The 23,187-nt window shown below is 41.6% G+C and carries 18 protein-coding genes; 9 read left to right on the top strand and 9 right to left on the bottom strand.

What is annotated here, in order from left to right; translation table 11 throughout:
* Positions 1-67: 67 nt before the first annotated feature.
* Complete coding sequence (rocD, locus tag DCK90_RS16235) at positions 68-1,315, top strand: ornithine--oxo-acid transaminase (RefSeq protein WP_108247258.1); 1,248 nt, start codon at positions 68-70, stop codon at positions 1,313-1,315.
* A gap of 63 nt (positions 1,316-1,378) precedes the next feature.
* Here rocD and DCK90_RS16230 read toward each other — a convergent pair whose 3' ends face one another.
* The 6 genes from DCK90_RS16230 to DCK90_RS16205 form a co-directional block, all read right to left on the bottom strand.
* A complete protein-coding gene (locus DCK90_RS16230; RefSeq protein WP_108247257.1) occupies positions 1,379-1,894 on the bottom strand; it encodes a porin family protein in 516 nt (171 codons plus the stop codon).
* A 136-nt stretch (positions 1,895-2,030) separates the two neighbouring features.
* Positions 2,031-3,110: a trypsin-like peptidase domain-containing protein gene (locus DCK90_RS16225; protein ID WP_108247268.1), complete on the bottom strand. Its 1,080-nt coding sequence runs from the start codon at positions 3,108-3,110 to the stop codon at positions 2,031-2,033.
* A gap of 16 nt (positions 3,111-3,126) precedes the next feature.
* Positions 3,127-4,302: a type III secretion system chaperone family protein gene (locus DCK90_RS16220; protein WP_108247256.1), complete on the bottom strand. Its 1,176-nt coding sequence runs from the start codon at positions 4,300-4,302 to the stop codon at positions 3,127-3,129.
* 165 nt (positions 4,303-4,467) lie between these two features.
* Entirely contained in the window at positions 4,468-5,517 is a 1,050-nt protein-coding gene (locus DCK90_RS16215) for a S66 peptidase family protein (protein WP_108247255.1), read from the bottom strand.
* Positions 5,518-5,578: 61 nt separating this feature from the next.
* A complete protein-coding gene (locus DCK90_RS16210; RefSeq protein WP_234414775.1) occupies positions 5,579-6,877 on the bottom strand; it encodes a carboxypeptidase-like regulatory domain-containing protein in 1,299 nt (432 codons plus the stop codon).
* A gap of 133 nt (positions 6,878-7,010) precedes the next feature.
* Positions 7,011-9,461, bottom strand: a complete 2,451-nt coding sequence (locus tag DCK90_RS16205; RefSeq protein ID WP_108247253.1) for a M14 family metallopeptidase — start codon at positions 9,459-9,461, stop codon at positions 7,011-7,013.
* 159 nt (positions 9,462-9,620) lie between these two features.
* Here DCK90_RS16205 and bshC point away from each other — a divergent pair, with 159 nt between their 5' ends.
* Positions 9,621-11,225 (top strand): bacillithiol biosynthesis cysteine-adding enzyme BshC, encoded by a 1,605-nt coding sequence (gene bshC, locus DCK90_RS16200; RefSeq protein ID WP_108247252.1) that lies wholly within the window; start codon positions 9,621-9,623, stop codon positions 11,223-11,225.
* A gap of 204 nt (positions 11,226-11,429) precedes the next feature.
* Here the strand turns inward: bshC and pgmB are convergent, their stop codons facing one another.
* Complete coding sequence (pgmB, locus tag DCK90_RS16195; RefSeq protein ID WP_108247251.1) at positions 11,430-12,089, bottom strand: beta-phosphoglucomutase; 660 nt, start codon at positions 12,087-12,089, stop codon at positions 11,430-11,432.
* Between the two features lie 207 nt (positions 12,090-12,296).
* Here pgmB and guaA point away from each other — a divergent pair, with 207 nt between their 5' ends.
* From guaA to DCK90_RS16175, 4 genes are read left to right on the top strand one after another with little or no spacing between them, the layout of a single operon-like run.
* Positions 12,297-13,829 (top strand): glutamine-hydrolyzing GMP synthase, encoded by a 1,533-nt coding sequence (guaA, locus tag DCK90_RS16190; protein WP_108247250.1) that lies wholly within the window; start codon positions 12,297-12,299, stop codon positions 13,827-13,829.
* Positions 13,826-16,006: a LysM peptidoglycan-binding domain-containing protein gene (locus DCK90_RS16185; protein ID WP_108247267.1), complete on the top strand. Its 2,181-nt coding sequence runs from the start codon at positions 13,826-13,828 to the stop codon at positions 16,004-16,006. Before guaA ends, DCK90_RS16185 begins: the two co-directional genes overlap by 4 nt.
* Positions 15,984-16,388: an OsmC family protein gene (locus DCK90_RS16180; protein WP_108247249.1), complete on the top strand. Its 405-nt coding sequence runs from the start codon at positions 15,984-15,986 to the stop codon at positions 16,386-16,388. Before DCK90_RS16185 ends, DCK90_RS16180 begins: the two co-directional genes overlap by 23 nt.
* Positions 16,376-16,915 carry a DUF922 domain-containing protein gene (locus DCK90_RS16175; protein WP_108247248.1) on the top strand — a complete coding sequence of 180 codons (540 nt, stop codon included), beginning with the start codon at positions 16,376-16,378 and terminating at the stop codon, positions 16,913-16,915. The genes DCK90_RS16180 and DCK90_RS16175 overlap by 13 nt, the downstream gene beginning before the upstream one ends.
* Positions 16,916-16,973: 58 nt before the next feature.
* Here the strand turns inward: DCK90_RS16175 and DCK90_RS16170 are convergent, their stop codons facing one another.
* Entirely contained in the window at positions 16,974-17,837 is an 864-nt protein-coding gene (locus tag DCK90_RS16170; protein WP_108247247.1) for a hydroxypyruvate isomerase family protein, read from the bottom strand.
* Between the two features lie 43 nt (positions 17,838-17,880).
* Between DCK90_RS16170 and DCK90_RS16165 the strand changes: the two genes are divergently transcribed.
* The 3 genes from DCK90_RS16165 to yidC all read left to right on the top strand — a co-directional run bounded on the left by DCK90_RS16165 (position 17,881) and on the right by yidC (position 21,741).
* The gene (locus DCK90_RS16165; protein WP_108247246.1) at positions 17,881-18,123 is read left to right on the top strand and encodes a DUF3820 family protein; all 243 of its coding nucleotides are present in this window, start codon (positions 17,881-17,883) and stop codon (positions 18,121-18,123) included.
* 49 nt (positions 18,124-18,172) lie between these two features.
* On the top strand, positions 18,173-19,807 hold the full coding sequence (locus tag DCK90_RS16160; protein ID WP_108247266.1) for a CTP synthase: 1,635 nt from the start codon (positions 18,173-18,175) through the stop codon (positions 19,805-19,807).
* A 65-nt stretch (positions 19,808-19,872) separates the two neighbouring features.
* The gene (gene yidC, locus DCK90_RS16155; RefSeq protein WP_108247245.1) at positions 19,873-21,741 is read left to right on the top strand and encodes a membrane protein insertase YidC; all 1,869 of its coding nucleotides are present in this window, start codon (positions 19,873-19,875) and stop codon (positions 21,739-21,741) included.
* Positions 21,742-22,011: 270 nt separating this feature from the next.
* Here the strand turns inward: yidC and DCK90_RS16150 are convergent.
* Positions 22,012-23,187, bottom strand: a 1,176-nt coding sequence (locus tag DCK90_RS16150) for a fasciclin domain-containing protein (RefSeq protein WP_199912700.1), incomplete at its 5' end; no start/stop codon positions are given.

Here is a 23,187-nt window from a genome sequence, read left to right as displayed (position 1 = left end):
TCGAGACTTCGAAAGAATAAAGGTACAGTAGGAATGGTTATTTTATCAATTTTAATCATTTAATGAAATGGCTGTTTTAGAGCATTTAACATCGCAGCAAGCGATAGATTTGGAAAACAAGTACGGAGCACACAATTACCATCCTCTCCCTGTGGTTTTGAGCAAGGGCGAAGGTGTTTACGTATGGGATGTGGAAGGAAAGAAATATTACGATTTTCTTTCTGCGTATTCGGCAGTAAACCAAGGACATTGTCACCCTAAAATTGTTGGGGCCATGGTGGAGCAGGCAAAAACATTGACCTTGACTTCGCGCGCATTTTACAACGATATGTTGGGCAAGTATGAAAAATACGCTACGGAAACCTTTGGATTTGATAAGCTGTTGCCCATGAACACGGGGGCAGAAGCAGTAGAAACCGCATTGAAAGTCTGTAGAAGATGGGCTTACCAGAAGAAAGGTGTTCCTGAGAATCAGGCTAAAGTTATTGTGTGTGAGAATAATTTTCATGGAAGGACGACCACCATTATTTCTTTCTCCAATGATGAAGTGGCAAGAGAGAACTATGGCCCATACACTGAAGGTTTTGTGAAAATTGAGTACGATAATTTGACCGCGTTGGAAAATGCCCTTAAGAGCAATCCGCATGTTGCGGGTTTCTTGGTGGAACCTATTCAAGGTGAAGCTGGGGTCTATGTCCCATCCGAAGGATATTTGAAAGAGGCAAAGGCACTTTGTGAAAAATATAATGTGTTATTTATCGCTGACGAAGTACAGACTGGTATTGCAAGAACGGGCAAGATGCTTGCGGTTGACCATGAAAATGTAAAACCTGATATTTTGATTTTGGGCAAAGCCCTTTCTGGCGGGGTGTATCCGGTTTCAGGTGTTTTGGCCAATGACGATATTATGGAAGTGATTACACCGGGAAGCCATGGAAGTACCTTTGGTGGAAATCCTGTAGCTGCAGCGGTAAGTACTGCCGCTTTGGAAGTAATCAAAGAAGAGAATTTGGCACAGAATGCAGAAGAGTTGGGCGAACTGTTCCGCGAGGAGCTGAACAAGTTTATCCCTTCCTGCGATTTAGTTGTAAAGGTGAGGGGAAAAGGATTGTTGAACGCTATTGTAATCAATGATACGGAAGAGAGTTCCACAGCATGGGATATTTGTATGGCGCTGAAGGAGAATGGACTTCTTGCCAAACCAACACATGGTAATATCATTCGTTTTGCACCACCTTTGGTGATGGACCGGGAGCAGTTAATGGATTGCGTATCTATTATTATTAAAACGCTGAATGAATTTACGAAGCAATAGTAATAAAAATAGAAAAGGGCGGTGATTTCACCGCCCTTTATGTTTTGTATAGATTGTAATCTATTATAAAAACTTATAGCCTAATCCAACAGTAAGGTAATTTCCTCTTACTTTGACATCTTCACTACCGGTGTAGGAGTTGTTGATTTGAAAGGTATATCGCGCTTCGATAAAAAAGTCTTCGTCGATATCGTAACCGATTCCTCCTGCAATATCAAATTCAACACTGCTGAAATCTTCCGGAGTTTCCTCAAATGAGAAAACCAATTGTGGGCCTGCTTGAAGGTTAAACTTCTCGGAAATGGCAAATTTTCCTAGAATAGGAAGCATCAAACCACTTGAACCATCTACGTTGGCATAGAGCAGTTCAGGTTGTACATTGAAGTTTTCAGAGACATCAAAGTCAGCTACTGCTCCCAAATAGAATCCAGATTCTGATGCAGATATACTAATGCCATCTGCTTTGACACTTCCACGTGCATTGAGATACCCTGCGGTTGCTCCAAATCTAACTTCTTGTGCTTGAGATGAGTAGGAGAATCCTAATACAGCAATAGCAACTAATAAAAGCTTTTTCATGTTTAATTAAAGTTAATGTTACGGTGGCAAATATAGAATTAAAAACGAATGGATTCTTTATTTACTAAACAAGTCCTGTGTTTTTAATTTCAATTTTTAACAAACAAAATCTCACAAAAAAAATGCTTTTAAATTGCTAAACTTCTTCTTTGGATTCTATAGACATTTCGCAACCATATTCATCAGCAAAAAAATTATCCAAATCATCTGCTTTTAAAGCTAGGTTCTTTAGGTTCTGTTTGATGGTATCCGCATGATCTGAGAATATATCGGAAAGATGAACCCTGTACGAAAGATAAATTTGGTTTTGATGTATGCCCAAATAATAGGGTTCCACATTTGCTTCCAACAAGTGGGTCAATAGTACTTGAATATTCTGTTTGGGAAGATTGTTCATTGGGGAAGTTGCTACCAGATAGTCTCTTTTAAAAACGAAAATCCTGATCAGGGCACTTCCTTGATGGAATTCCCAATAATCCCTACCAGCACGTCCAAGAACCGGGTCGATGCCCAAATCTTTCAAGGCACCTTCTACGAATTGGGCAAAGTGGCTTTTCTCGAACTCTTCCCAAATTGAAATATCCATGTTGTTCCCGCAATTGGCACAAAACTCTGACTCTTGATCTGTATAGTTATCGCAGGAATTACATTTTACGTTATAGGTGGTTTTGTTTTGAAGCAGTGCAAAGTCACTCATCTCTTTTATTAAATCGATGTGCTTTATTCCAAACCCAACATTATCTGCATTATTGAATTTTGAGGTGGTCACCCCGACAAGGACACCAGCTTCATTGAGCATAGGACCACCGGAATTTCCAGGGTTGACGGCAGCATCGGTCTGAATGTAGTTTCTACTGCCCATAGGTTGACTTGTGGCGGATACGATTCCCTCCGTAATGGTGTAGGGCATGCCGAACGGATAACCATTTATAAAGATTCTTTGCGTGTTTGCAATTACAATTTCTTCTTGCAGTGAAATATCTGTATTTACGTTCTTGAATCCATCAATGCTTAAAAAAGCAAGGTCCACTTCTGGGTTTACCATAACAACCTTTGCTACATGCCTATCTTTTTTATGGTCTTCAACGGCAACTATTTTTTCTCCTTTGATCACATGGTAATTGGTAATGATGTGGTCATGGCCGCTTACCGTAAACCCGCTTCCGGTTCCAGAGGCTGTTACTATTTTAAAAACTGATTTTCTTATGTTTTCCACGTTATTTGGTTTTTGGTTAGCTGAATAATTTTGAGAAGAGGCTCCTTTTTTCTTTTTGCTTTTGACCTGAATTCCCTGCCGTACCATTCAAAAAGGCATTGAATGTATTGAGCAAAATAGGCCTGGCATCATGCAGCTCCTTACCGGAAACTTTTTCCAAGGTATCGTATATAACATTTTGGTGATGCTCCTCCAAATTGTAATTGTAAATCATTTTTAAAAAGGAATATTGCAGATAATAGCAGAGCATCAAATTGTTATTTTCCTTTACATAAGAATTGACATATTGTTCCAAGTTCTTGGCATAGTCCTGCAAAATTTCGTTGGAACTTCGCCATTTGAGGGAAATCAATGCCTTGGCATGGTATATATCTTCCATAAACTCTTCTTTGGGTTTGGCAAGGAGCTTTTGCATAAAGTTCACTCCTTTATCAATCCTATGGTTAAAATCAATCTGCCCATCGAAGAGATTATTGACATATTCTTCCAATTTGGTTCTTAGCGTTCCATGGACACAGGGAATATTGACGATTTTCAACAAGGAAATCACGATAATGTCCCATTGGAAGTCGTTCCATCTTTTCTCTTTAAAAAAGAGGCTGTAATTGTTATAGTCTTCCAAAATATCACTGATTTGTTGCCATACGGTCTCCTTTTCCATTTCGGATAATGGAGTGATACTTGACTCTTTGTAGAACTCAGCTTTGTATTTTTCTATGAATTCATCATCATAATTATCGGCATAAACACTGATTTCCCTTAATAGGTCATACACTTTATAGGGTTGACAAAGCTCTAAAGGTGTTTCATATTCAAACCAAAGTACATTGTCCCTAAGATGGATTTGTGCCAATGTCAATGGATTGAAATTGATTTCTGCCACGCGCCGGAACAGGGCAACTTTGTTTGTTTGTTCAGTAATCTTAACAAAAGGTGCCTTGATTGTGAAGGTGTCTTGCGTAATCGAAATGGAAATCTCAGCGGAACCTTGACCTTGAGTAACTTGAATATCATCCTCGGTACTATGGTCTTTAAGTACATTTGAATTGATATAGTTGATGGTTTCGATCAATGCCGTTTTATAGTTTTTGGCATCGTAGGCATCAATAGCCTTGCTCCAGTAAGAAACGTCCATTAGTGGGTCGTCCTCACTTTTAATAGGTCTTGTGAACCTAGGAAGTACATGTTTCATTATTATAGGTTAAGAAATTACAAATCAGATTTGGGTGAGGTTGATTTGTATTTTTTAGTGAGGTCGTACTATAATAGTATGGCTAATATCGCCTTTTTTTTGAAAAAACCTATAGTTGGACAAATTATTTTGGATGGTAATATAAAGTAAATCAATTGACTAATGTTATTGACTTACCGCGGCCTCGAGTAAACGAAGTTGTTTTTTATAGGCGTTGAAGCTTGCTTCAATCCCAATAGGAAGTGTTGAGTTTTGGGGAATATGGCCAAAACTCATTCCATATACCGCAGGAATGTTCAAAGGTTTTATTCTGTCCATGATCACTTCTCTCAATGTAAAGTTTTCAGTGGTTCTTTTACGGTCACAGCCTTTGCAGACACCGAAGATAATCCCCTTGGCCTTTAAAAAACTGTCTACTTCAGAAAGTTGTGTCAACATACGATCCATTCGGTATGGCGCTTCTTCCACATCTTCCAAAAAAACAAGTTTATCCGTAAAGTCGAGTTCGTAAGGCGTTCCGATCATAGCGGTGACCAAGGTCAGACTGCCACCAATGAGCTCTCCTTGCGCAACGCCGGGAGTAATGGTGTAGCGGTAGTATTCGCTATTTCGATATTGCTTGGGATCCTTTAATATGGCATTTTTAATGGGCATAGTTTCTTGTGGTTCCATCAAAACCTTTTTAAAATAAGCTTGACTGTACTCATCATCGAGTGTCTTGCCCACGGGGCCATGGAATCCCACAAGGCCTGTTTTTTTGTAAATGGTATTGATCAATGCCGTAATATCGCTGAATCCTATCAATGCCTTTGGGTTTTCCTCGATAGCATCATAGTCTAGCATGCCTAAAATGCGTGTACATCCATATCCACCGCGGGCGCAGAGAATAGCATCGATGTTGGGATTTGCGAACATTTCGTTCAAATCGGCAGCCCGTTCCTCATCTGTATTGCTGAAATAACCATAGTTTCCTTTGATTCGGTCGGTATAGAAGGTTTTAAAACCCATTTTTTCCAAGGTGTCAACGGCAAGGTAGAGCTCTTCCAATTTTATGGCAAAACCTGGGGCCACAAGACCTATCGTGTCACCTGGGCTTAACTTTTTAGGTTTTATTTTGGTTTTGGCGAACGGCTCGTTGCCCCAACTTGTTTGATGAAAAAGGGTTGCGGCTCCAAGGACTGTAGCGGATTTTAAAAAACTTCTTCTTTTGGACATTTACATTGGATTTTGGCAACGCAAGGATAAAAATGCACAAAAATTAGAAGAAAAACACGAACTAATCACTGTTTCTTTCTGACCGTCTTAACTGTCGTTGGATTTTTCTGATAGCAGATTCGATGGACTTTTCAGGTTCGATGATATTATACTCTCCCCAAAAGTCTGGGTCGGAAAACCCGGTGGCCTCATCACTCAGGATAATCGATTTTCGGATTTGCTGACGATACTTTGGTCTTTCGTCCTTGCTTACCGTTTCCCAGTCGGTAATGGCCATTTCAGCGGTCATACTATACTGTGAGTTGAACCATTTGTCTGCCCAATCCACTTTGAACTCCATAAAAACACTACTGTAGCCATAGTGCCATTTACCATTTTTTTCACGGTAATCCACCCGGTAGGATACTTCGGTGGGCCAAACGTCTACTTTAGCAGGCTTTCTGCGAACAAAAAGTTGCGCGGCTTGGTCTCTATCGGTAATGTTCAATGAAAAAACGGCTCCGGTCAGAATTTTATTCTCTACATCGATATACAGTTCTCCCTGGTACAATGGCTCCAAAATTCCTTCATGCTGGTTGAACCTGATGACATAGATCAATCTATCATTGGTTCTTACGGAACGGTCAAAAGTAAATTTGTAATTGGTAAGCGATTCTTCCGAGAATATGTACTCGGGATACTTCATCATATCCACGTAAAGTGTATTGTAGGGCCCTCCTTGCAGTTTCAGCGCTACAGTATCCAATTTACTGTAATCTGTACTTTTTCTAGCCTTGTAGAGCTCAACGGCATCTTCCCTGACTATATTATATGGCGTTTTGTATACATTCACAACCGCTTCGGCCAAGGAAACGTTCTTTCTACGTCTTTTTATGGTTTCCCTGTAAAATGCTGTCATTAATGATGGGTCCTGAAAGTAATTCTCGTCCCTGTTTTTCAGTGTTTCCTTCACTAGGCCCATGGCATCCTTGGGTGCATTGATATTTATTTCCGAAAGTTGTGTCACTGAAATTTCTAAGGATATTTCGTTGCCTTCACGTTCCAAGCCCGAAATGGGCAATGTTTTTGTTTTGTAGCCCAAAAAGGAGACTACCAAGTTTTTGCTGATATGCTCTTTGGGCACCTTAAGTAGAAAATTTCCCTCCGTATTGCTAATGGTACTAATGTTTGTACCCTCTACAGTGAGTGTAGCAAAGACAAGGGCTTTATTGCTCGAAGCTTCTTTAACCTCCCCACTATACTCATTGTAATCAAGCTCGGCATTATTTTGCTGAAATGCCAAGGATGACTGAGGCACTAACATGACCAAGGCAGCAATTATACATAAGAATGTAGCCTTGAATTGTATGGGTGAAAACATTGATGGAGTTTTTATTGGCATATCCGCAATTTTTCCTTGTTACTTTTACTAAATGTACAAAAAAAAGGAGGTATGTATCAATGCTTTTTTCGTTAAAAAAAGCGAATAATACCCTCAAAACCAGATAAAAAAACTAATCTACCATAAAAATTGCATTGGCAAAGAACAATTTTCCGTTTTCCCAAAACCCTCTAAATAGTGGATTGTCCACCATATAAATAACCTGGCCTCGCCCATGGTTTTCAATACCGAAGATTAATGACTCCGAAATCTTTTTCCTTGCCTCCACTCCGGCAAAGCCTGAAAATGGTTTTGTATTTTGTTCAAGATATACCGCGTTCCCGTTGTCTAGATATGCATAAGCGCTGCTGCCCAATTTTAGAGAGAAATAGTCCGAGCCATATCCGTAGGCTAAAGGATTGGAGTTGTCCACTTTGGTTTTGAAGATAGCCCCTGTAATGGCCCCTTTAATACGTTCCCGCTCCCAGTCCTTGTAGGGTTGTGGAGTGTTTTCATCGTTTTCTGCTTCTTCCAATTTCTTTTTTTGGATGCCAAATCCCTTTTCGCCATCAAGGGCATCAATGGAGCCGCCCATAGCAATTATTTTCCCACCTTTTCTTACCCAACCTTTAAGCTCGGTAAGTTCATCTTCATTAAAATAGTTGCCATAGCGCCCATCGGGCAACACAAGGACATCGTATTCATATAGGTCTACTCGGTCGGCGTACTCATCGTCTATTACGGTAAGCGGGTAGTGCAATTGCTGTTCAAAAAAGTGCCAGATCTCACCAAATCGAAGTGTGGAGGTAGGCCCTCCGGACAATACGGCAATTTTAGGTTTGGAAATCATTCGAATGGATGAAGAACCAAAGTCCTTGCCCGAATCTACAAACCCTGTTCCTGTAGATGTAATGTCTTTTTTGAATTTTGTAGCAATGGATTGCAGGGTCAAAATAAAGTCTTCTTTATTTTCATTATCGCCCTTGGTGATGATCAACGTGCCTCTTTCAAAGGACCTCCCCTCAATAGTAAAAGGGTGGTCCGCTTTTCGAACCCTGATTCCTTCTTTTAGCAGAGCCGCTAAAAAGCGGGCGTCGTCCATACTGTTCCAATCGGTCAAATAAGCATAGCTTCCACTCGCAATGTTCGAGGAGGGCACAGTTTCCTGGGTATTTTGCGAAGTAATTGCTGATGTTGATGCAATCGCATCCAAGCCGTATGCATAGGGCAACGACCACGCGGTAATGTCATAGGTCAACGAATCGGACAGTTTTGCATTGGGCTCGAAAAGCACTTTTACCAAAGTTCCCTTAGGCTGGTCTGTAGATACCACCATTCCATTTTTATTAATGGAAAGGTTGCCGTTGCTTCCTGAACCATAGCTATGGCCTTTGTAGGAGCCGCTTGTAAGGTCACCGTATTCAATGTTGTGTTTTTCCAAAAGGGATTTAAGAGCATCCAATTTGTCCTTCTCTCCTTTGAGTACGTAGCTTTTATATTTAAAATCTTTGTTTTGATGGAACTTCCTGAATTCTTGGTTGAGTTTTTCCGCGTTTTGGGAAGATACTTCCACGGTAGAAAGCCCGGTGGTAAAGTGATGGGCAATTCTATCTTTCAATGTTAGTGTATCGCCGATGGCGGTTACAATGCCCAAACCGGCTTGTCCGCTGCCTCCTTGTTCATAGGTCATGCCAATGGCGCCATTATAAATAGGGTAGGTGTCTCCGTAACTTGGGTAAAGCAGGTCAAAGACTTCTTTGGTAAAATAGAACCACCCGTTGGCATCAAAATATTTTGCGTGGTTTCTACCGAGGGTAACCTGAAAATCACGTTGAAAATCCGTTATCACTTCGTGATAGGGTTCCGCCGCTGGAGCAAAATAATATGGGCTGTTCACACCCTGCTCATGGAAGTCCACGTGTACATGGGGCAACCATTGATTGAACATTTTTAACCGTTGCTGGCTTTCAATCTGTGTGAGCCAGGCCCAATCGCGGTTAAGGTCGAACATATAGTGGTTGCTCCTGCCGCTCCACCATCCTTCATGATGTTCCTTACTGTTGGGGTCCACTTGGTAGGGTGTGTTTTTGTATTGATTGTACCAATTGCTGTACCTGTCCCTGCCATCAGGATTAATACATGGATCCATGATTACGACCGTATTTTCTAAATAGGAACTTTTTTTGGTCAAAAGTTCATAAATGGTTTTCATGGAAGCTTCCGTACTCACACTTTCGTTCCCGTGCACGTTATAGCTCAACCAAACAATGGCTTTGGAGGAATTTCCTGCACCCTCCGTGTCTTTTAAATGTTCCTGACGAATGGTCTCCAGATTGGCCAGGTTTTCCGCTGAAGACACATAGGCCAAAATCAATGGGCGGCGTTCGTTGGTCTTTCCGTAGACGGTAAGCTGCACCCTGTCCGGAGCGGACTCGGCCAAGTACTCATAGTAATCCACTACTTCATGGTGTCTTGTGAACTGGGTTCCGAGTTCATATCCCAAAAATTCAGATGGGGATTTTAACTGTTGTGCGGATAAAGAAATTGATGCTAATAGAATAAGGGAAAATAAAAATCTGGTCATGCTCGGTTTAATTGGTTTTACCAAATCTAATAATAAATTGAGCCAGAAACCTAATTTTATTGGGTTGGGACCGCTAAAATTGCATAAAATTCAATTAACGTATTTTTGGGATGAGAAATAAAGAAGAGACTTATCTTTGAACACCTCATTACTGTTTTAATGGAAGTAGAATGTATACCCTTTAAGGAGACCGGTTATTTTTCCCAATTAATTTGCGACTATTTAGATCAGAAAAAGGAGTTGTCTCCTTTTTACAATAGGTTTCCCCAACTCGAGAACTTTGATGACCAAATCAAAGAAAAGGCATCTAACTATCCCAAGACAAACAGAACTGTTCTGGTCAATTCTTTGAAAAACCAGTATAAAAACATTGAAATCTCCAACGGGACCCAGCAAAACATCAATGCGCTAAAGGATGAGAAAACCTTTACCGTGGTTACAGGGCATCAATTAAATCTTTTTACCGGTCCGCTGTATTTTCTATATAAAATCGTTTCCACCATCAACTTGGCCAAAAAGCTCAATGAGGAACATCCAGATTATCAATTTGTCCCGGTATATTGGATGGCCACTGAGGACCACGATTTTGATGAGATCAATTATTTCAATCTACATGGAAAAAAGGTGCTATGGAACAAAAAAGCATCTGGAGCGGTAGGAAGATTGTCAACAGAGGGGCTGGAAGATGTATTTGACATATTTGCAGCGGAACTTGGAAATTTAGGGTTGACGGATAGCCTAAAGGAACTTTTTAGGTCGAGTTATCTTGAACATTCCAACTTGACCGATGCCACTAGATATCTTGCCAATGCCCTTTTTGGGGAACAGGGATTGGTAATTGTTGACGGAGATGACAAGGATTTGAAAAAACTGTTGGTTCCCTATGCCAAAAAGGATATTCTTGAACATACACCATTCCAAAACATTTCTGAAACCATTGATGCCTTAGGAAAGGTGTCTACGGACTACAATATACAGGTAAACCCTAGGGAAATCAATTATTTCTATCTAAAGGATGGTCTGCGGGAAAGAATCGTGGAGAAAAATGGAAAATACGGGGTCGTTGGCACTCAAATCCAATTTTCCAGGGAAGAACTTCTTTCCGAGCTTGAAGCCAATCCTGAACGTTTTTCTCCAAATGTGGTAGCACGACCATTGTACCAAGAAGTGATTCTGCCTAACCTTTGCTACATTGGCGGGGGCGGGGAGTTGGCCTATTGGTTGGAACTCAAATCTTATTTTGATGAGGTGGGGGTAACGTTCCCAATGTTAATGTTGCGTAATTCAGCCTTGTTGATAACGGACAAACAATCTGAAAAAGTAGAGAAAATGGGATTGAAGATTTCCCACTTATTTATGAAGCAGCACTCGCTCATCAACAAAAAAATACGCGATATTTCCAATATTGATATTGATTTTTCACCACAGAAAAGGTTGTTGGAAGAACAGTTTCAACATATGTACGATTTAGCGGAACAGACCGATAAAAGCTTTTTGGGAGCAGTAAAAGCTCAGGAAGTAAAACAGAAAAAGGGGTTGGACGCCCTTGAAAAACGTTTGTTAAAAGCTCAAAAGAAAAAGCTGAAGGATCATGTGGTGAGATTGACAGACCTTCAAAATGAACTTTTTCCGAACCAATCCTTGCAAGAACGACAACTGAACTTCTCTGAAATTTATTTGGAGATGGGCGATGCCTTGATTCCGATGTTATTGGATAAGCTAGATCCATTTTCCAAGGATTTTATTGTCCTAAGGCACACTTAGCCAAAGTTTATAGGACATCACTAAAAAAATCAAAAAAAAATTAAACCTAGGTAGGGTATTTACATTTTGGATTGTTCCATAGGTGTAAATAGCTATGAAAATTTAAATTTTGAGTTGGTTAACTCATATGTTTAGGTTGGTTTTGATTTTATTGAAAAGCTCCGGAGTGGTTCCCGGAGTTTTTTGTTTTTATAATCAAAGCGCTTAAAATAAATCCTTGAAATGTGATTTTACCGCGAAGAGGGTTGCCTCCTTCATGGTGTCAAAACGTATATCGGCATGACCTACCCGTTCTTCTGGGCCAATACCTACGCTATGGAAGTTTCCTGCTTTTGCGGCATCGATTCCTTTTTCTGCATCTTCAAAAACAATACAGTTTTCAGGACGTAGTCCTAATTTTTCAGAGGCGAACAAAAAAATATCTGGAGCAGGCTTGCTATTGGTAACACTGTTTCCATCCCCGATCACATCAAAAAAATGAATTGCATTGAGCTGCTTCAAGACCTTGTTGGCATTTTTACTTGCACTTCCCAGCGCAACGCTGAAACCTTCCGACCGCAAATGTGTAAGCAGCTCCCTGGCACCTGGCAGGTAGTCCTCTTGGGTCATATCATCCAGGCTATTGACATAGATGTCATTTTTTTTGGTGGCAAGTTCAACTATCGTGTCTTCATTCAAGGATACGCCATTATGGTCCATGATGACCTTTATAGAATCCATTCTGGAAATACCCCTCAGTTTTTCGTTTACCTCGCGGTCAAACTCCCAGCCCATTTCATCCGCTAACTTTTTCCAAGCATCATAGTGCAGTTCGGCGGTGTCGGTTATAACACCATCCAAATCAAAAATGAATCCCTTAATCATGGTTGGTTCAATTTAGACCGCAAAGAAATAATGAAATCAATTAAGAAAAAAACTATATAAGAGAGAACGCTTATTAAAAATATAATGAGGAGCAGCCCAAACAAATGAAGTTGTTAATAACCCGTTGGAATTACTTTTGGGAAAAACTTGTCATAAATAACCTTTAAAAGATACTTTTGCAACTAAAGCAAATTGCTATTTTTGCCCATGCATAACAACGTACTCATCCTAGACTTTGGTTCCCAGTATACTCAGCTGATCGCAAGACGCGTAAGGGAACTCAACATTTATTCAGAAATTAAGCCGTACAATAAATTGCCCAAGGATTTATCGGAGTATAAGGCCGTTATCCTTTCGGGGTCGCCATCTTCGGTACGTTCCGAACAGGCGCCGCATCCTGATCTTTCAAAAATTAAAGGAAAGGTGCCTTTGTTGGGGATTTGCTATGGTGCGCAATACCTATCCCACTTTCATGGTGGAAACGTGGCACCTTCGGCAACACGTGAATATGGCCGAGCCAACCTTTCCTATGTAAAGGAAGGAGAAGATTTTTTAAATGGCATAGGGGAAGGAAGCCAAGTATGGATGAGCCACAGCGACACCATAAAAGAATTGCCCGAGGGAGCAGTTCGTTTGGCCAGTACCCACGATGTGGAGAATGCAGCCTATAAAATAGCTGGGGAAACTACCTATGGAATTCAGTTCCACCCAGAAGTATACCACACCACCGACGGGAAAAAACTGTTGGAAAACTTTTTGGTGAACATTTCAGGATTACAACAAGATTGGACCCCTGATGCTTTTGTGGAAACAACCGTAGAGGAGCTTAAGAAAGAAATTGGAGATGAAAAAGTAATACTCGGTCTCTCAGGTGGGGTTGATTCCAGTGTTGCGGCCATGTTGCTGCACAAGGCCATAGGCGATCACCTGTACTGCATCTTTGTGAATAACGGGCTTTTGCGGAAGAACGAGTTTGAAGATGTTTTGGATCAGTATAAACACATGGGACTTAATGTAAAGGGTGTCGATGCTTCGGCACGCTTTTTGGATGCCTTGAAAGGTGAATCGGACCCAGAAGGAAAAAGAAAGATTATCGGAAGGGTCTTTATAGAGGTTTTTGATGATGAGTCACACAAAGTGGAAAATGCAAAATGGTTGGCACAAGGAACCATCTATCCAGATCGGATTGAATCCGTTTCGGCCAGTGGCGGACCATCAGCAGTAATAAAAAGTCATCACAACGTTGGAGGATTGCCCGACTACATGAAGTTGAAAATAGTGGAGCCCTTAAAAATGTTGTTCAAAGATGAGGTAAGGCGAGTTGGGGCAAGTATGGACATGTCCCCTGAAATTTTGGGAAGACACCCCTTTCCAGGACCTGGTTTGGGAATCCGTATCTTGGGGGATATTACAGCGGAAAAAGTGGCTATTTTACAAGAAGTGGATGCCATTTTTATTGAAGGATTGAAAAAATGGGGGCTTTATGACAAGGTTTGGCAGGCCGGAGCCATGCTTTTGCCCGTAGATAGTGTTGGGGTAATGGGAGATGAGCGTACGTACGAAAAATGTGTCGCGCTTAGAGCGGTCGAAAGTACCGATGGTATGACCGCCGATTGGGTGAATTTGCCCTACGAATTCCTGCAAAAAACCTCTAACGATATAATAAACAAGGTTAAAGGCGTTAATAGAGTGGTGTACGACATTAGTTCAAAACCACCGGCAACTATAGAATGGGAATGAAAAAATATATGTTACAACTGGTTTTTACCATGGTGCTCTTTTTTGCTATGGTACCGGTTTCTGCGCAAAACTATGCAACACACGCTGTAAAAGAAGGGGAAACACTTAAAAGCATTTCCCAAAAGTACAGGGTTACGCCCTACAGCATATTACAGGCAAATAAAGAAATCAAGAGTGCTTCCGATGTCAAGGAGAATACAATTCTTATAATTCCTTTGAATGGCAAGCCTGTAGAAACTAAAACCAAGACCAAGGTAGAGGAGGAGCAAGAGGAAGAAGTGAAGCCAATCCGTTTTATACGTCACAGGGTAAAACGCAAGGAGACCATATTCGGTATCACAAAAAAATACAATATCACCCAAGATCAGTTAAAAAGATACAATACCAATTTGTATTCAGAGACACTTGATCGTAAAATGATTCTTCAGATTCCGGTTTTCCCGGAAATTGACCCCGATGAAGAAAAGGAACTGGATTTTGAGGTTTATACCGTGCAACCCAAAGAAACACGATGGAGCGTAGCGCACAAATACGGTATAAGTGTGGATAGCCTTTTGATTTTGAACCCCGAACTGGACAAGACCACCAATTATTTGGCAGCAGGTCAAGAATTGAAACTGCCCAGACCAAAGGGAGATAGCTTAAAAGAACAAAAAACAGACCTGTTCACTTCGTATACGGTGCCGCCTAAAATGACACTTTACAGCTTGGGAAGAGAATATGGTATTCCAACAGATTCCATAGTGAGGCTCAATCCTGAGATTATGAAACAGGGCGGTCTCAAAGAAGGTATGGTGGTAAGGCTACCCAAAAAGAGGGATACCAAAGGAGAGGTAAATACGGAGAACTTTATTTTTTATGAAGTTAAACCCAAACAAAATATTTTTAGGATTACCCAAAACCTGAAAATCACGCGAGAGGAGCTATTCCGTTTGAACCCAGCGCTTGAAAATGGATTGAAGGCGGGAATGGTGCTAAAATTGCCCAAAGAAAAAGCCAAAGAGCTCGAAGTGAAGAATGCCTTGGTCCTGGATAAAATCAATTTGGTGGACAGTATCAATGTGGAGAATAAGCCCAAGTTGGTCTTTATGCTTCCCTTTAGATTGGACAAAGTAAATGTTGCCGATACCGAAAAAGCAGAGGAGCTCATCAAAAACCGTAGAGATCTGGCACTAAGTCTTGGATTTTATACTGGCGCAATGGTCGCTTTGGATTCCATTAAAAAACTAGGGGTTTCAGTAGATGTGAAAACCTATGATACGCAATTGGATCAAGCCAAGGTCAAAGAAATTCTTTTCAGGGAAAATCTAAATGGGGTTGATGCTATTATTGGACCATTGGCCGTAGGACCTTTGGACGAGGTTGCCGTACAGGCCGCCGCAAAGAAAATTCCGGTAATTGCACCAATTTCATCCGATAGTAAGTTGAGCCATAACAATGTGTTCTTCTCCGTGCCAAGAGATGCCGTGCTCAGGGATAAGCTACTATCTTACATGGAAAAAATCCATAAGAACGAGAATGTAATCATCATTGCCGATTCTACCCATCAGGTAGCTCACGATTCTATTTTGAGCAAGTTTCCGGCAGCGCAAATTGCCAAGATCATAGACAACAAATCATTGCATCTGGATCGCTTCCTTATCCAACTTTCCAATGAGAAGGAGAACTGGGTTTTCTTGGAAACCGACCAGCCCAATATGGTAGCAAGCGTCACTTCTATATTGAACTCGGCCAATACTCGAATAGGAGAGACCGTAGAAGGAAAGCAAACAAAGGTGCGTATGTTCACTACCAGCTATAATGGGGCATTCGAGGACGATGCCGTATCAAAAACGCATTTGTCAAACCTTAGATTTACATATCCTTCATTTTACAAGGAAAGTGAAAACGATTCCTTTGTAAGTGCATATACAAAGAAGTACGATGGGCTCGTACCGGATAGATATGCGGTAAGGGGATTTGATGTGACAATGGATGTTCTGCTTAAGCTTGCCTACAAGAAGAATCTTTTTGAAACTTCCAAATATATTGGACTTACCGAATATGCAGGTAATGGTTTTGATTATTTGAATGATTGGACCTCTGGTTATTTTAACAGGGCATGTTATATCATGGAGTACAATAACTTAACGATTAAGGAAGTAGAGCCAAAAAATGACGTCAAAAGTAACTTATAACGGAAATCTTCGCACCACATGTGTTCATCTGCGCTCGGGTAACGAATATATTACAGATGCCCCTGTGGACAATAATGGTAAGGGAGAAGCCTTTTCGCCCACCGATACTGTGGCCACTGGACTTGCCAATTGTATGATGACCATGATGGGCATTAAGGCGCGTGATTTGGAAGTGGACCTGAACGGAGCCACCGCCGAGGTAACAAAGCATATGGCGGCCAATCCAAGGAGGATATCCAAAATCGAGGTGAAATTTGAAATGCCCTCAGCTATTTCCGAAAAGCATAGAAAAATATTGGTGCATACCGCCAATACCTGTCCCGTACATTACAGCTTGCATCCAGATATTGAAAAGGTAATCGAATTTAATTGGACAAAATAGCTCCCATAGTATGTATTTTTCTACTTGGTTTTTTTGGATTGGCGCAAGAAATCGAGCAAGGAGTTCCATGGAGCGAAGATATAAGGCTTACTTGGGCCGATTTTAAGGGAAAAGTACCTCCCGCAGAAGAATCTGCGGCCACCACTGCAAGTGGTATCAGCTATTCCTATTCCGCAAATTTACTGCATCACGAGGTTCATTTGGATTTTGAAGTGAATGCCTATTTCTATCCAAACGAATCGTGGTATAGGCCAAAGCTGTGCAATGAGAATACGTTGGCGCACGAACAGCTACATTTTGATATAACCGAGATCTTTGCCCGTAAGATGCGGGAAAAGCTACACAGAACATCCTTTTCCGATGATGTAAAGGCAGAGGTTAAGAAGATATATAATGATATCCTAAGAGAACTTCAAGAATACCAAGAGCGGTATGACTGGGAAACCAACTTTTCTCGAAACCGTGAGAAGCAGCAGGAATGGAACCAAAAGATTATGATGGCTCTTATGGATAGCTCAGGGCGCTGAATCATGAAAAAGGTCGAACGCCCACCATCCTAATTATTACTTGTTTTGGGCTCTTGGGCTAAATATCACACCTCGTAAAAGCATCTTTTAACGCCGCAATCTTATCCTCCCAGGTTACTATAAATTCTTGGGCCACATAGCCCTTGAAACCCGTTGCATGTATTGCTTTTATGATTGCAGGATAATAGAGCTCCTGTGTCTCATCTATTTCGTGTCTACCTGGAACTCCTGCACAGTGGTAATGTCCAAAATATGGATGGTAGTTTTGTATACTTCGGATGATATCGCCCTCTTGAATCTGCATATGGTAGATATCGAACAATAGTTTAAAGTTGTCACTACCCAAGTGCTTGCAAAGTTCTACGCCCCAAATGGAATTGTCGCACATATAGTCCGGGTGGTTTACTTGGTTAAATAGCTCCATCTGGATAACCACCCCATGTTTTTCTGCCAAGGGCATGATCTGCGATAGTCCGTCAACACAATTTTGCAGCCCCACGTAGTCGTTCATACCATTTCGGTTGCCGCTAAAACAGATAAGGTTGGTGTAACCGGCTTCGGCCACTTTAGGAATCATTTCCGTATAGTTTTTTATAAGCTGCTCGTGGTATTTGGGATTGTTCCAACCTTCGGTCAAACTAATTTCAGCCCCATTGCACATGGAACAATGTATGTCGTACTTCTTCAATATGTGCCATCTATCCGGTCCCACCAAATCAATCGCCTTCACGCCGAGCTCGTTGAGGGTCTTTAAAAAATCCTCCAAGGGGATGTCATTAAAGCACCATTCACAAACGCTGTGGTTAATATTGTTCTTGAGTTTAAATTCTTTGTTTTGGCCTTGGCCGTAAGCCATGGCAGAGGTTGAGGCCAGACCTGCGGACCCGACTGCGGCCGTGGCTATAAAATTTCTACGTTTCATTTTACGGATTTGTTCTGGGAAAGATAGTATTTTAGACCTAGATATGGAAATACACCCCGATTCAAAACAATTGTTGGAACTGGCACATTATAAGATGCCGTTCGGTAAGTTTAAGGGGCGCTACCTTGTGGATTTGCCTTTGCCCTATCTGGTATGGTTTCGTCAAAAAGGTTTCCCCGAAGGGAAATTGGGAAATTACTTAAATACCATGTTGACCATCAAGGATAACAACCTGGAACCCATCATTAGAAAGTTGCAAAAAGATTTTCCTCGCCAATCTACCTGATTTTTGCCCAGCAATTAGTAATTTTACGCCCCGTAATAGAATGATCAATATGTCAGATACCAAGTACATTTTCGTTACGGGAGGCGTTACCTCTTCATTGGGTAAAGGAATTATCGCCGCATCCTTGGCTAAATTACTACAGGCCAGGGGATACCGAACCACCATCCAAAAACTGGATCCATACATCAATGTTGACCCGGGAACACTTAATCCGTATGAGCATGGCGAATGTTATGTGACCGATGATGGTGCCGAAACCGACTTGGACCTTGGCCATTATGAGCGTTTTTTGAACGTACGTACGTCACAGGCCAACAATGTTACCACAGGTAGAATTTATCAAAGTGTTATTGAAAAAGAGCGTCGTGGGGAGTTTTTGGGCAAGACCGTTCAGGTTGTGCCACATATTACCAACGAAATTAAGGAACGCATCCAAATTTTGGGAAAAAGTGGCGATTATGATATCGTTATTACCGAAATTGGTGGAACCGTAGGGGATATTGAATCGTTACCTTACATAGAATCGGTTCGTCAATTGTTATGGGAATTGGGGGAACACAACGGAATTGTGGTGCACCTTACTTTGGTGCCTTTCCTTTCCGCTGCCGGTGAGTTAAAGACCAAGCCGACCCAGCACTCCGTTAAGACTTTGATGGAGAGCGGAATAAAGGCTGATATATTGGTATGTAGAACAGAGCACCATATCTCGGAAGACATTAAGGAAAAGCTGGCGCTATTCTGCAATGTGAAAAAAGAAGCCGTAATACAATCCATAGATGCATCTACCATTTATGATGTTCCTTTATTGATGCAAGAAGAAGGTTTGGATACTGTGACCTTGGAAAAATTGGCGCTCCCCAATACCACCGAACCCAATTTGGACCAATGGAAAGAGTTTTTACAGCGTCATAAAAATCCGAAGGACAAGGTTGTGATCGGGTTGATAGGAAAGTATGTCGAGTTGCCCGATTCATATAAGTCAATACAAGAAGCATTTATCCACGCTGGAGCGACAAATGAAGTGGAGGTTGAGGTAAAATCGATTCACTCCGAACATTTGTCTGCTAAAAATATTGAAAAGAAGCTGCAGGGGCTGGACGGTATTTTGGTCGCTCCTGGTTTTGGTGAACGAGGAATCGAGGGCAAGGTAAATGCCGTTACCTACGCGCGTGAGAACAATATTCCTTTCTTGGGAATCTGCTTGGGCATGCAAATGGCCGTAATAGAATTTGCGAGAACTGTTCTTGGCCTGAGTAAGGCCAACTCTACTGAAATGAACAGTGCAACGCCGGATCCGGTGATTAGCTTAATGGAAGAACAAAAAAACATTACCGAAAAAGGTGGTACCATGCGTTTGGGAAGTTGGGACTGTCACCTTAAAGAGGGAAGTTTGGTCCATGGTGTATATGGCACTTCGGATATCGAGGAACGACACAGGCATAGGTATGAGTTCAACAATAAGTACAAGGACCAACTGGAGAAAGCTGGTTTGGTCGCTTCGGGGCTCAACCCAAAAACGGGTCTTGTGGAAGTTGTGGAAATTCCATCGCATCCTTGGTTCGTAGGGGTACAGTATCACCCCGAATATAAAAGTACCGTCGCAAGTCCGCATCCATTGTTCGTGGGCTTTGTAAAGGCAGTTCTGAACCATAAACAGAAACAAAACAATGCCAGTTTGGCATAAAACAGGCTTTTGGACATATATTTGTCACCTGAAATACCAATACATATTTCTACTAAATAATATTCATGGAAGAAAAGAAGCTGGATATTAAATCCATTATTGGATTTGTACTGATTTTTGGGATACTCATTTTTATGTTTTTCCAAAATCAGCCAACGCCAGAAGAGCTTGAAGCTCAAAAAGCAGAACAAGCACGAATAGAAGCTGAGGCAGCCAAGAAGGAGCAAGAGGTCAAAACGGCTCCTGTTAAAGAAGCAAGGACCGTCGACCTTAACGATTCTACTGCTGTTGCCAACTACAAAAATACAGTTGGGGCCTTTGGATTTACCCAAACTTCAGATGGGACCACCATTTTGGAGAATGAGGTGCTATATTTAGAAGTTGCCAATAAAGGGGGGCAGATAGTAGAGGCAAAAATGAAAGAATTTGTCACCTATGATTCCATTCCCGTTTATTTGGTGAAGGATGGAAATGCCAACTTTGCATTGAACTTTACCACATCGGATAACCGAGTATTGAGCACGGCCGATTTATATTTTGAGCCATCCCTAACCCAAAGCGGTGATAATAAGGTGCTATCCATGAAGGCAAAAGTTGCCAACGGCAAATTTTTGGAGTACCGCTACGAGATGAAGCCCAATGAATATTTGGTGGATTTTACCATGCGCTCCCAAGGTTTGAACGGGGTTTTTAACACCAGCAAACCTGTTACTTTGGAGTGGGACCTTAAAGGAATCCGACATAACAAGAGCGTACAGTACGAAAATAGATATACCCGTTTAACGTATAACCATGATGATGGTGATATCAGTAAACTTTCGGAGAGCAGTGATTTTGACGAAGAGACCGAGGAGGATGTAAAATGGCTATCGTACCGTCAGCATTTCTTTAGCTCCATTCTGGCAACCGACAACCATTTTAAAACTGCAGATTTAACTTCTACCAATTTGGTAGAGGAAGAAAGCAAAGAGCTACGTTTTACCAAAGAATATAGCACAAGGGCGCCTTTGGAATTCCAGGGGGGTGAAATATCGCAGAACATGCACTGGTATTACGGGCCTACGGACGTAAAAGTACTGGATGATTACAAGGATTTGGGATTGGCCGACTCCATTCCATTTGGATGGGGGATTTTCGGGTGGATAAACAGATACGTATTTACACCGTTCTACACCTTCTTAAGTTCGTTCTTGCCTTATGGAATTGCCATTGTGATTATGACCATTTTAGTACGATTGGCATTGTCGCCGGTGACCTACAAATCCTATTTGTCGCAGGCCAAGATGAAGGTGTTGAAACCTGAGATTTCGGAAATCAACGAAAAGTACAAGGACAACGCCATGAAAAAGCAGCAGGAGACCATGAAGGTCTACAATAAAGCAGGTGTAAGCCCTATGAGTGGATGTGTTCCCGCTTTATTGCAGTTGCCTATTTTCTATTCCCTGTTCATGTTTTTTCCAACGTCGTTTGCGTTGCGCCAGAAACCTTTTTTATGGGCCGAGGATCTATCATCTTATGACACCATTTTTGAATTGCCGTTCACCATACCATTTTATGGAGACCACGTTTCCCTGTTTCCGATTTTGGCATCCATTGCCATTTTCTTCTACATGCAGATGACCACTGGTCAGAGTATGCAAATGCAGCAGCAGCCCGGTATGCCGAACATGAAGTTCATTATGTATCTATCGCCTATTATGATGTTGTTCTTCTTCAACAACTATGCGAGTGGGTTGAGTTTATATTATTTTATCTCCAACTTGATTACCATCTTTATTATGTTGGCCATCAAGAACTACATTCTGGATGAAGAAAAGATTCATGCACAGATACAGGAGAACAAGAAAAAGCCTAAAAAAGAGAACAAGTTCCAGCGTAAGATGCGCGAAATGATGGAACAGGCCGAAGAGCAAAAGAAATCAGGAAGAAGATAACCTGAAAGTAGCTTTTGGCATAAAAAAGAACTCCCCCAAGGTTGCCTTGGGGGAGTTACCATTTACAGGTATAGTTTGGAAAGATTTGGGACTCCAAAGATGCGGCATTACCTAGACTGAAAAAATTAATAGTTGTAAAACAGTCGCTTTTTGTGGGTAAATATTCCGATGTTGATGTGTCATCGATAAACGGTAACCTGTATACGATAAAAAGCCCCCTCAATTAATTTTGAGGGGGCTTTTAAACACTATCTATCAATCAAAAATCAGTTAGTTTGATGTATCCGGTATAAGTACGGTATCCACTACATGAATAACACCATTGATGGCTTGTACATCCACGGCATCTATACCAATGCCTGTGTTTCCAGCACCATCAGTAATGTCTGCTATATTGTCTCCAGTACCTGGCAAGTTTATGGTAATCATATCACCTTCCAAAGTTGTTGCGGTGGCACCGTCGCTAAGGTCGCCTGAGCGAACGTTGGCGCCTGCCACTACATGATGCTGAAGTATTGGGGTCAAGTCAGCTTCACCAGGAATACTTGCAAGAGCCGCAAACGCATCATTTGTGGGTGCGAACACGGTAAATGGATCGCTACCTGCCCCATCTTGAGCGGACAATACACTTACAAAATCAGTACTTGGCGTCAATTCAGTCAATGCTTGTACCAAAGTAGAGAAGGTAGGGTCGGCTGTAGCAAAGGTCACCACGGTAGGCAGGTCGATTACTGCATCTACAGTGTGAATGACCCCATTGCTGGCTACAATATCTGCCATTACCACATTGCTGGTTCCATTTAAGGTCACACCATCATCTGTGTTAATGTATAGGCTTAAATTTTCATCTACATCAAATTCGGCTGCAGTGTTTACATAGGAATTGGTCAAACCAGAAGAGAATGCAGCAGCACCCACCACAACGTGGTTGGATAGAATCGCGTTGATATTATTGGAATTTGGATTAGTAAATGCACTGAATGCATCATTTCCTGGTGCAAATACGGTGAAAAGCTCCTCTTCATCGGATAGCAAATCGGTGAATGTGGTATTTCCGCCATCTGTCAAAGCAGCGACTAAAGACGAAAGCCCTGGGTTGGCAACCGCATGGTCCACAATGTTAGGGATATCTATTACGGCATCCACCACATGAACGATACCGTTCAAAGCTTTAACATCCGGAGTTACAACAGAAGATACGCCGTTAAAGGTAACACCATCCGAAGTATCAAAGAACAAACTTACCATTTGGTCTCCAGCTCCTGTGGCCATAGTACTTGTATAACCAGAACCAAGCCCGGTCAAATCTTCCGAGGAAATTTCACCGCTAATAACGTGGTTAAGCAATACGTTGGTCAAAACGTCAACAGGGATGTCATCCAAAGCTGCGCCATCGAGGAATGTCTCGAATGCTTCGTCCGTGGGAGCCAATACGGTAAATGGTCC

It is taken from the genome of Muricauda brasiliensis (assembly GCF_003057865.1).
Classification (GTDB): domain Bacteria; phylum Bacteroidota; class Bacteroidia; order Flavobacteriales; family Flavobacteriaceae; genus Flagellimonas; species Flagellimonas chongwuensis.
The sequence above is the reverse complement of the archived record's forward strand: the minus strand, read 5'-3'. Positions and strand labels throughout refer to the sequence as shown.

Bases quoted from the DNA above. Each gene is read 5' to 3' on its own strand.
- yidC (WP_108247245.1), top strand. From the start codon at position 19,873: ATGGAAGAAAAGAAGCTGGATATTAAATCCATTATTGGATTTGTACTG.
- bshC (WP_108247252.1), top strand. From the start codon at position 9,621: ATGGAAGTAGAATGTATACCCTTTAAGGAGACCGGTTATTTTTCCCAA.
- DCK90_RS16220 (WP_108247256.1), bottom strand. From the start codon at position 4,302: ATGAAACATGTACTTCCTAGGTTCACAAGACCTATTAAAAGTGAGGAC.
- DCK90_RS16160 (WP_108247266.1), top strand. From the start codon at position 18,173: ATGTCAGATACCAAGTACATTTTCGTTACGGGAGGCGTTACCTCTTCA.
- DCK90_RS16180 (WP_108247249.1), top strand. From the start codon at position 15,984: ATGACGTCAAAAGTAACTTATAACGGAAATCTTCGCACCACATGTGTT.
- DCK90_RS16215 (WP_108247255.1), bottom strand. From the start codon at position 5,517: ATGTCCAAAAGAAGAAGTTTTTTAAAATCCGCTACAGTCCTTGGAGCC.
- pgmB (WP_108247251.1), bottom strand. From the start codon at position 12,089: ATGATTAAGGGATTCATTTTTGATTTGGATGGTGTTATAACCGACACC.
- DCK90_RS16170 (WP_108247247.1), bottom strand. From the start codon at position 17,837: ATGAAACGTAGAAATTTTATAGCCACGGCCGCAGTCGGGTCCGCAGGT.
- DCK90_RS16205 (WP_108247253.1), bottom strand. From the start codon at position 9,461: ATGACCAGATTTTTATTTTCCCTTATTCTATTAGCATCAATTTCTTTA.
- rocD (WP_108247258.1), top strand. From the start codon at position 68: ATGGCTGTTTTAGAGCATTTAACATCGCAGCAAGCGATAGATTTGGAA.
- DCK90_RS16185 (WP_108247267.1), top strand. From the start codon at position 13,826: ATGAAAAAATATATGTTACAACTGGTTTTTACCATGGTGCTCTTTTTT.
- guaA (WP_108247250.1), top strand. From the start codon at position 12,297: ATGCATAACAACGTACTCATCCTAGACTTTGGTTCCCAGTATACTCAG.
- DCK90_RS16230 (WP_108247257.1), bottom strand. From the start codon at position 1,894: ATGAAAAAGCTTTTATTAGTTGCTATTGCTGTATTAGGATTCTCCTAC.
- DCK90_RS16210 (WP_234414775.1), bottom strand. From the start codon at position 6,877: ATGTTTTCACCCATACAATTCAAGGCTACATTCTTATGTATAATTGCT.
- DCK90_RS16165 (WP_108247246.1), top strand. From the start codon at position 17,881: ATGGAAATACACCCCGATTCAAAACAATTGTTGGAACTGGCACATTAT.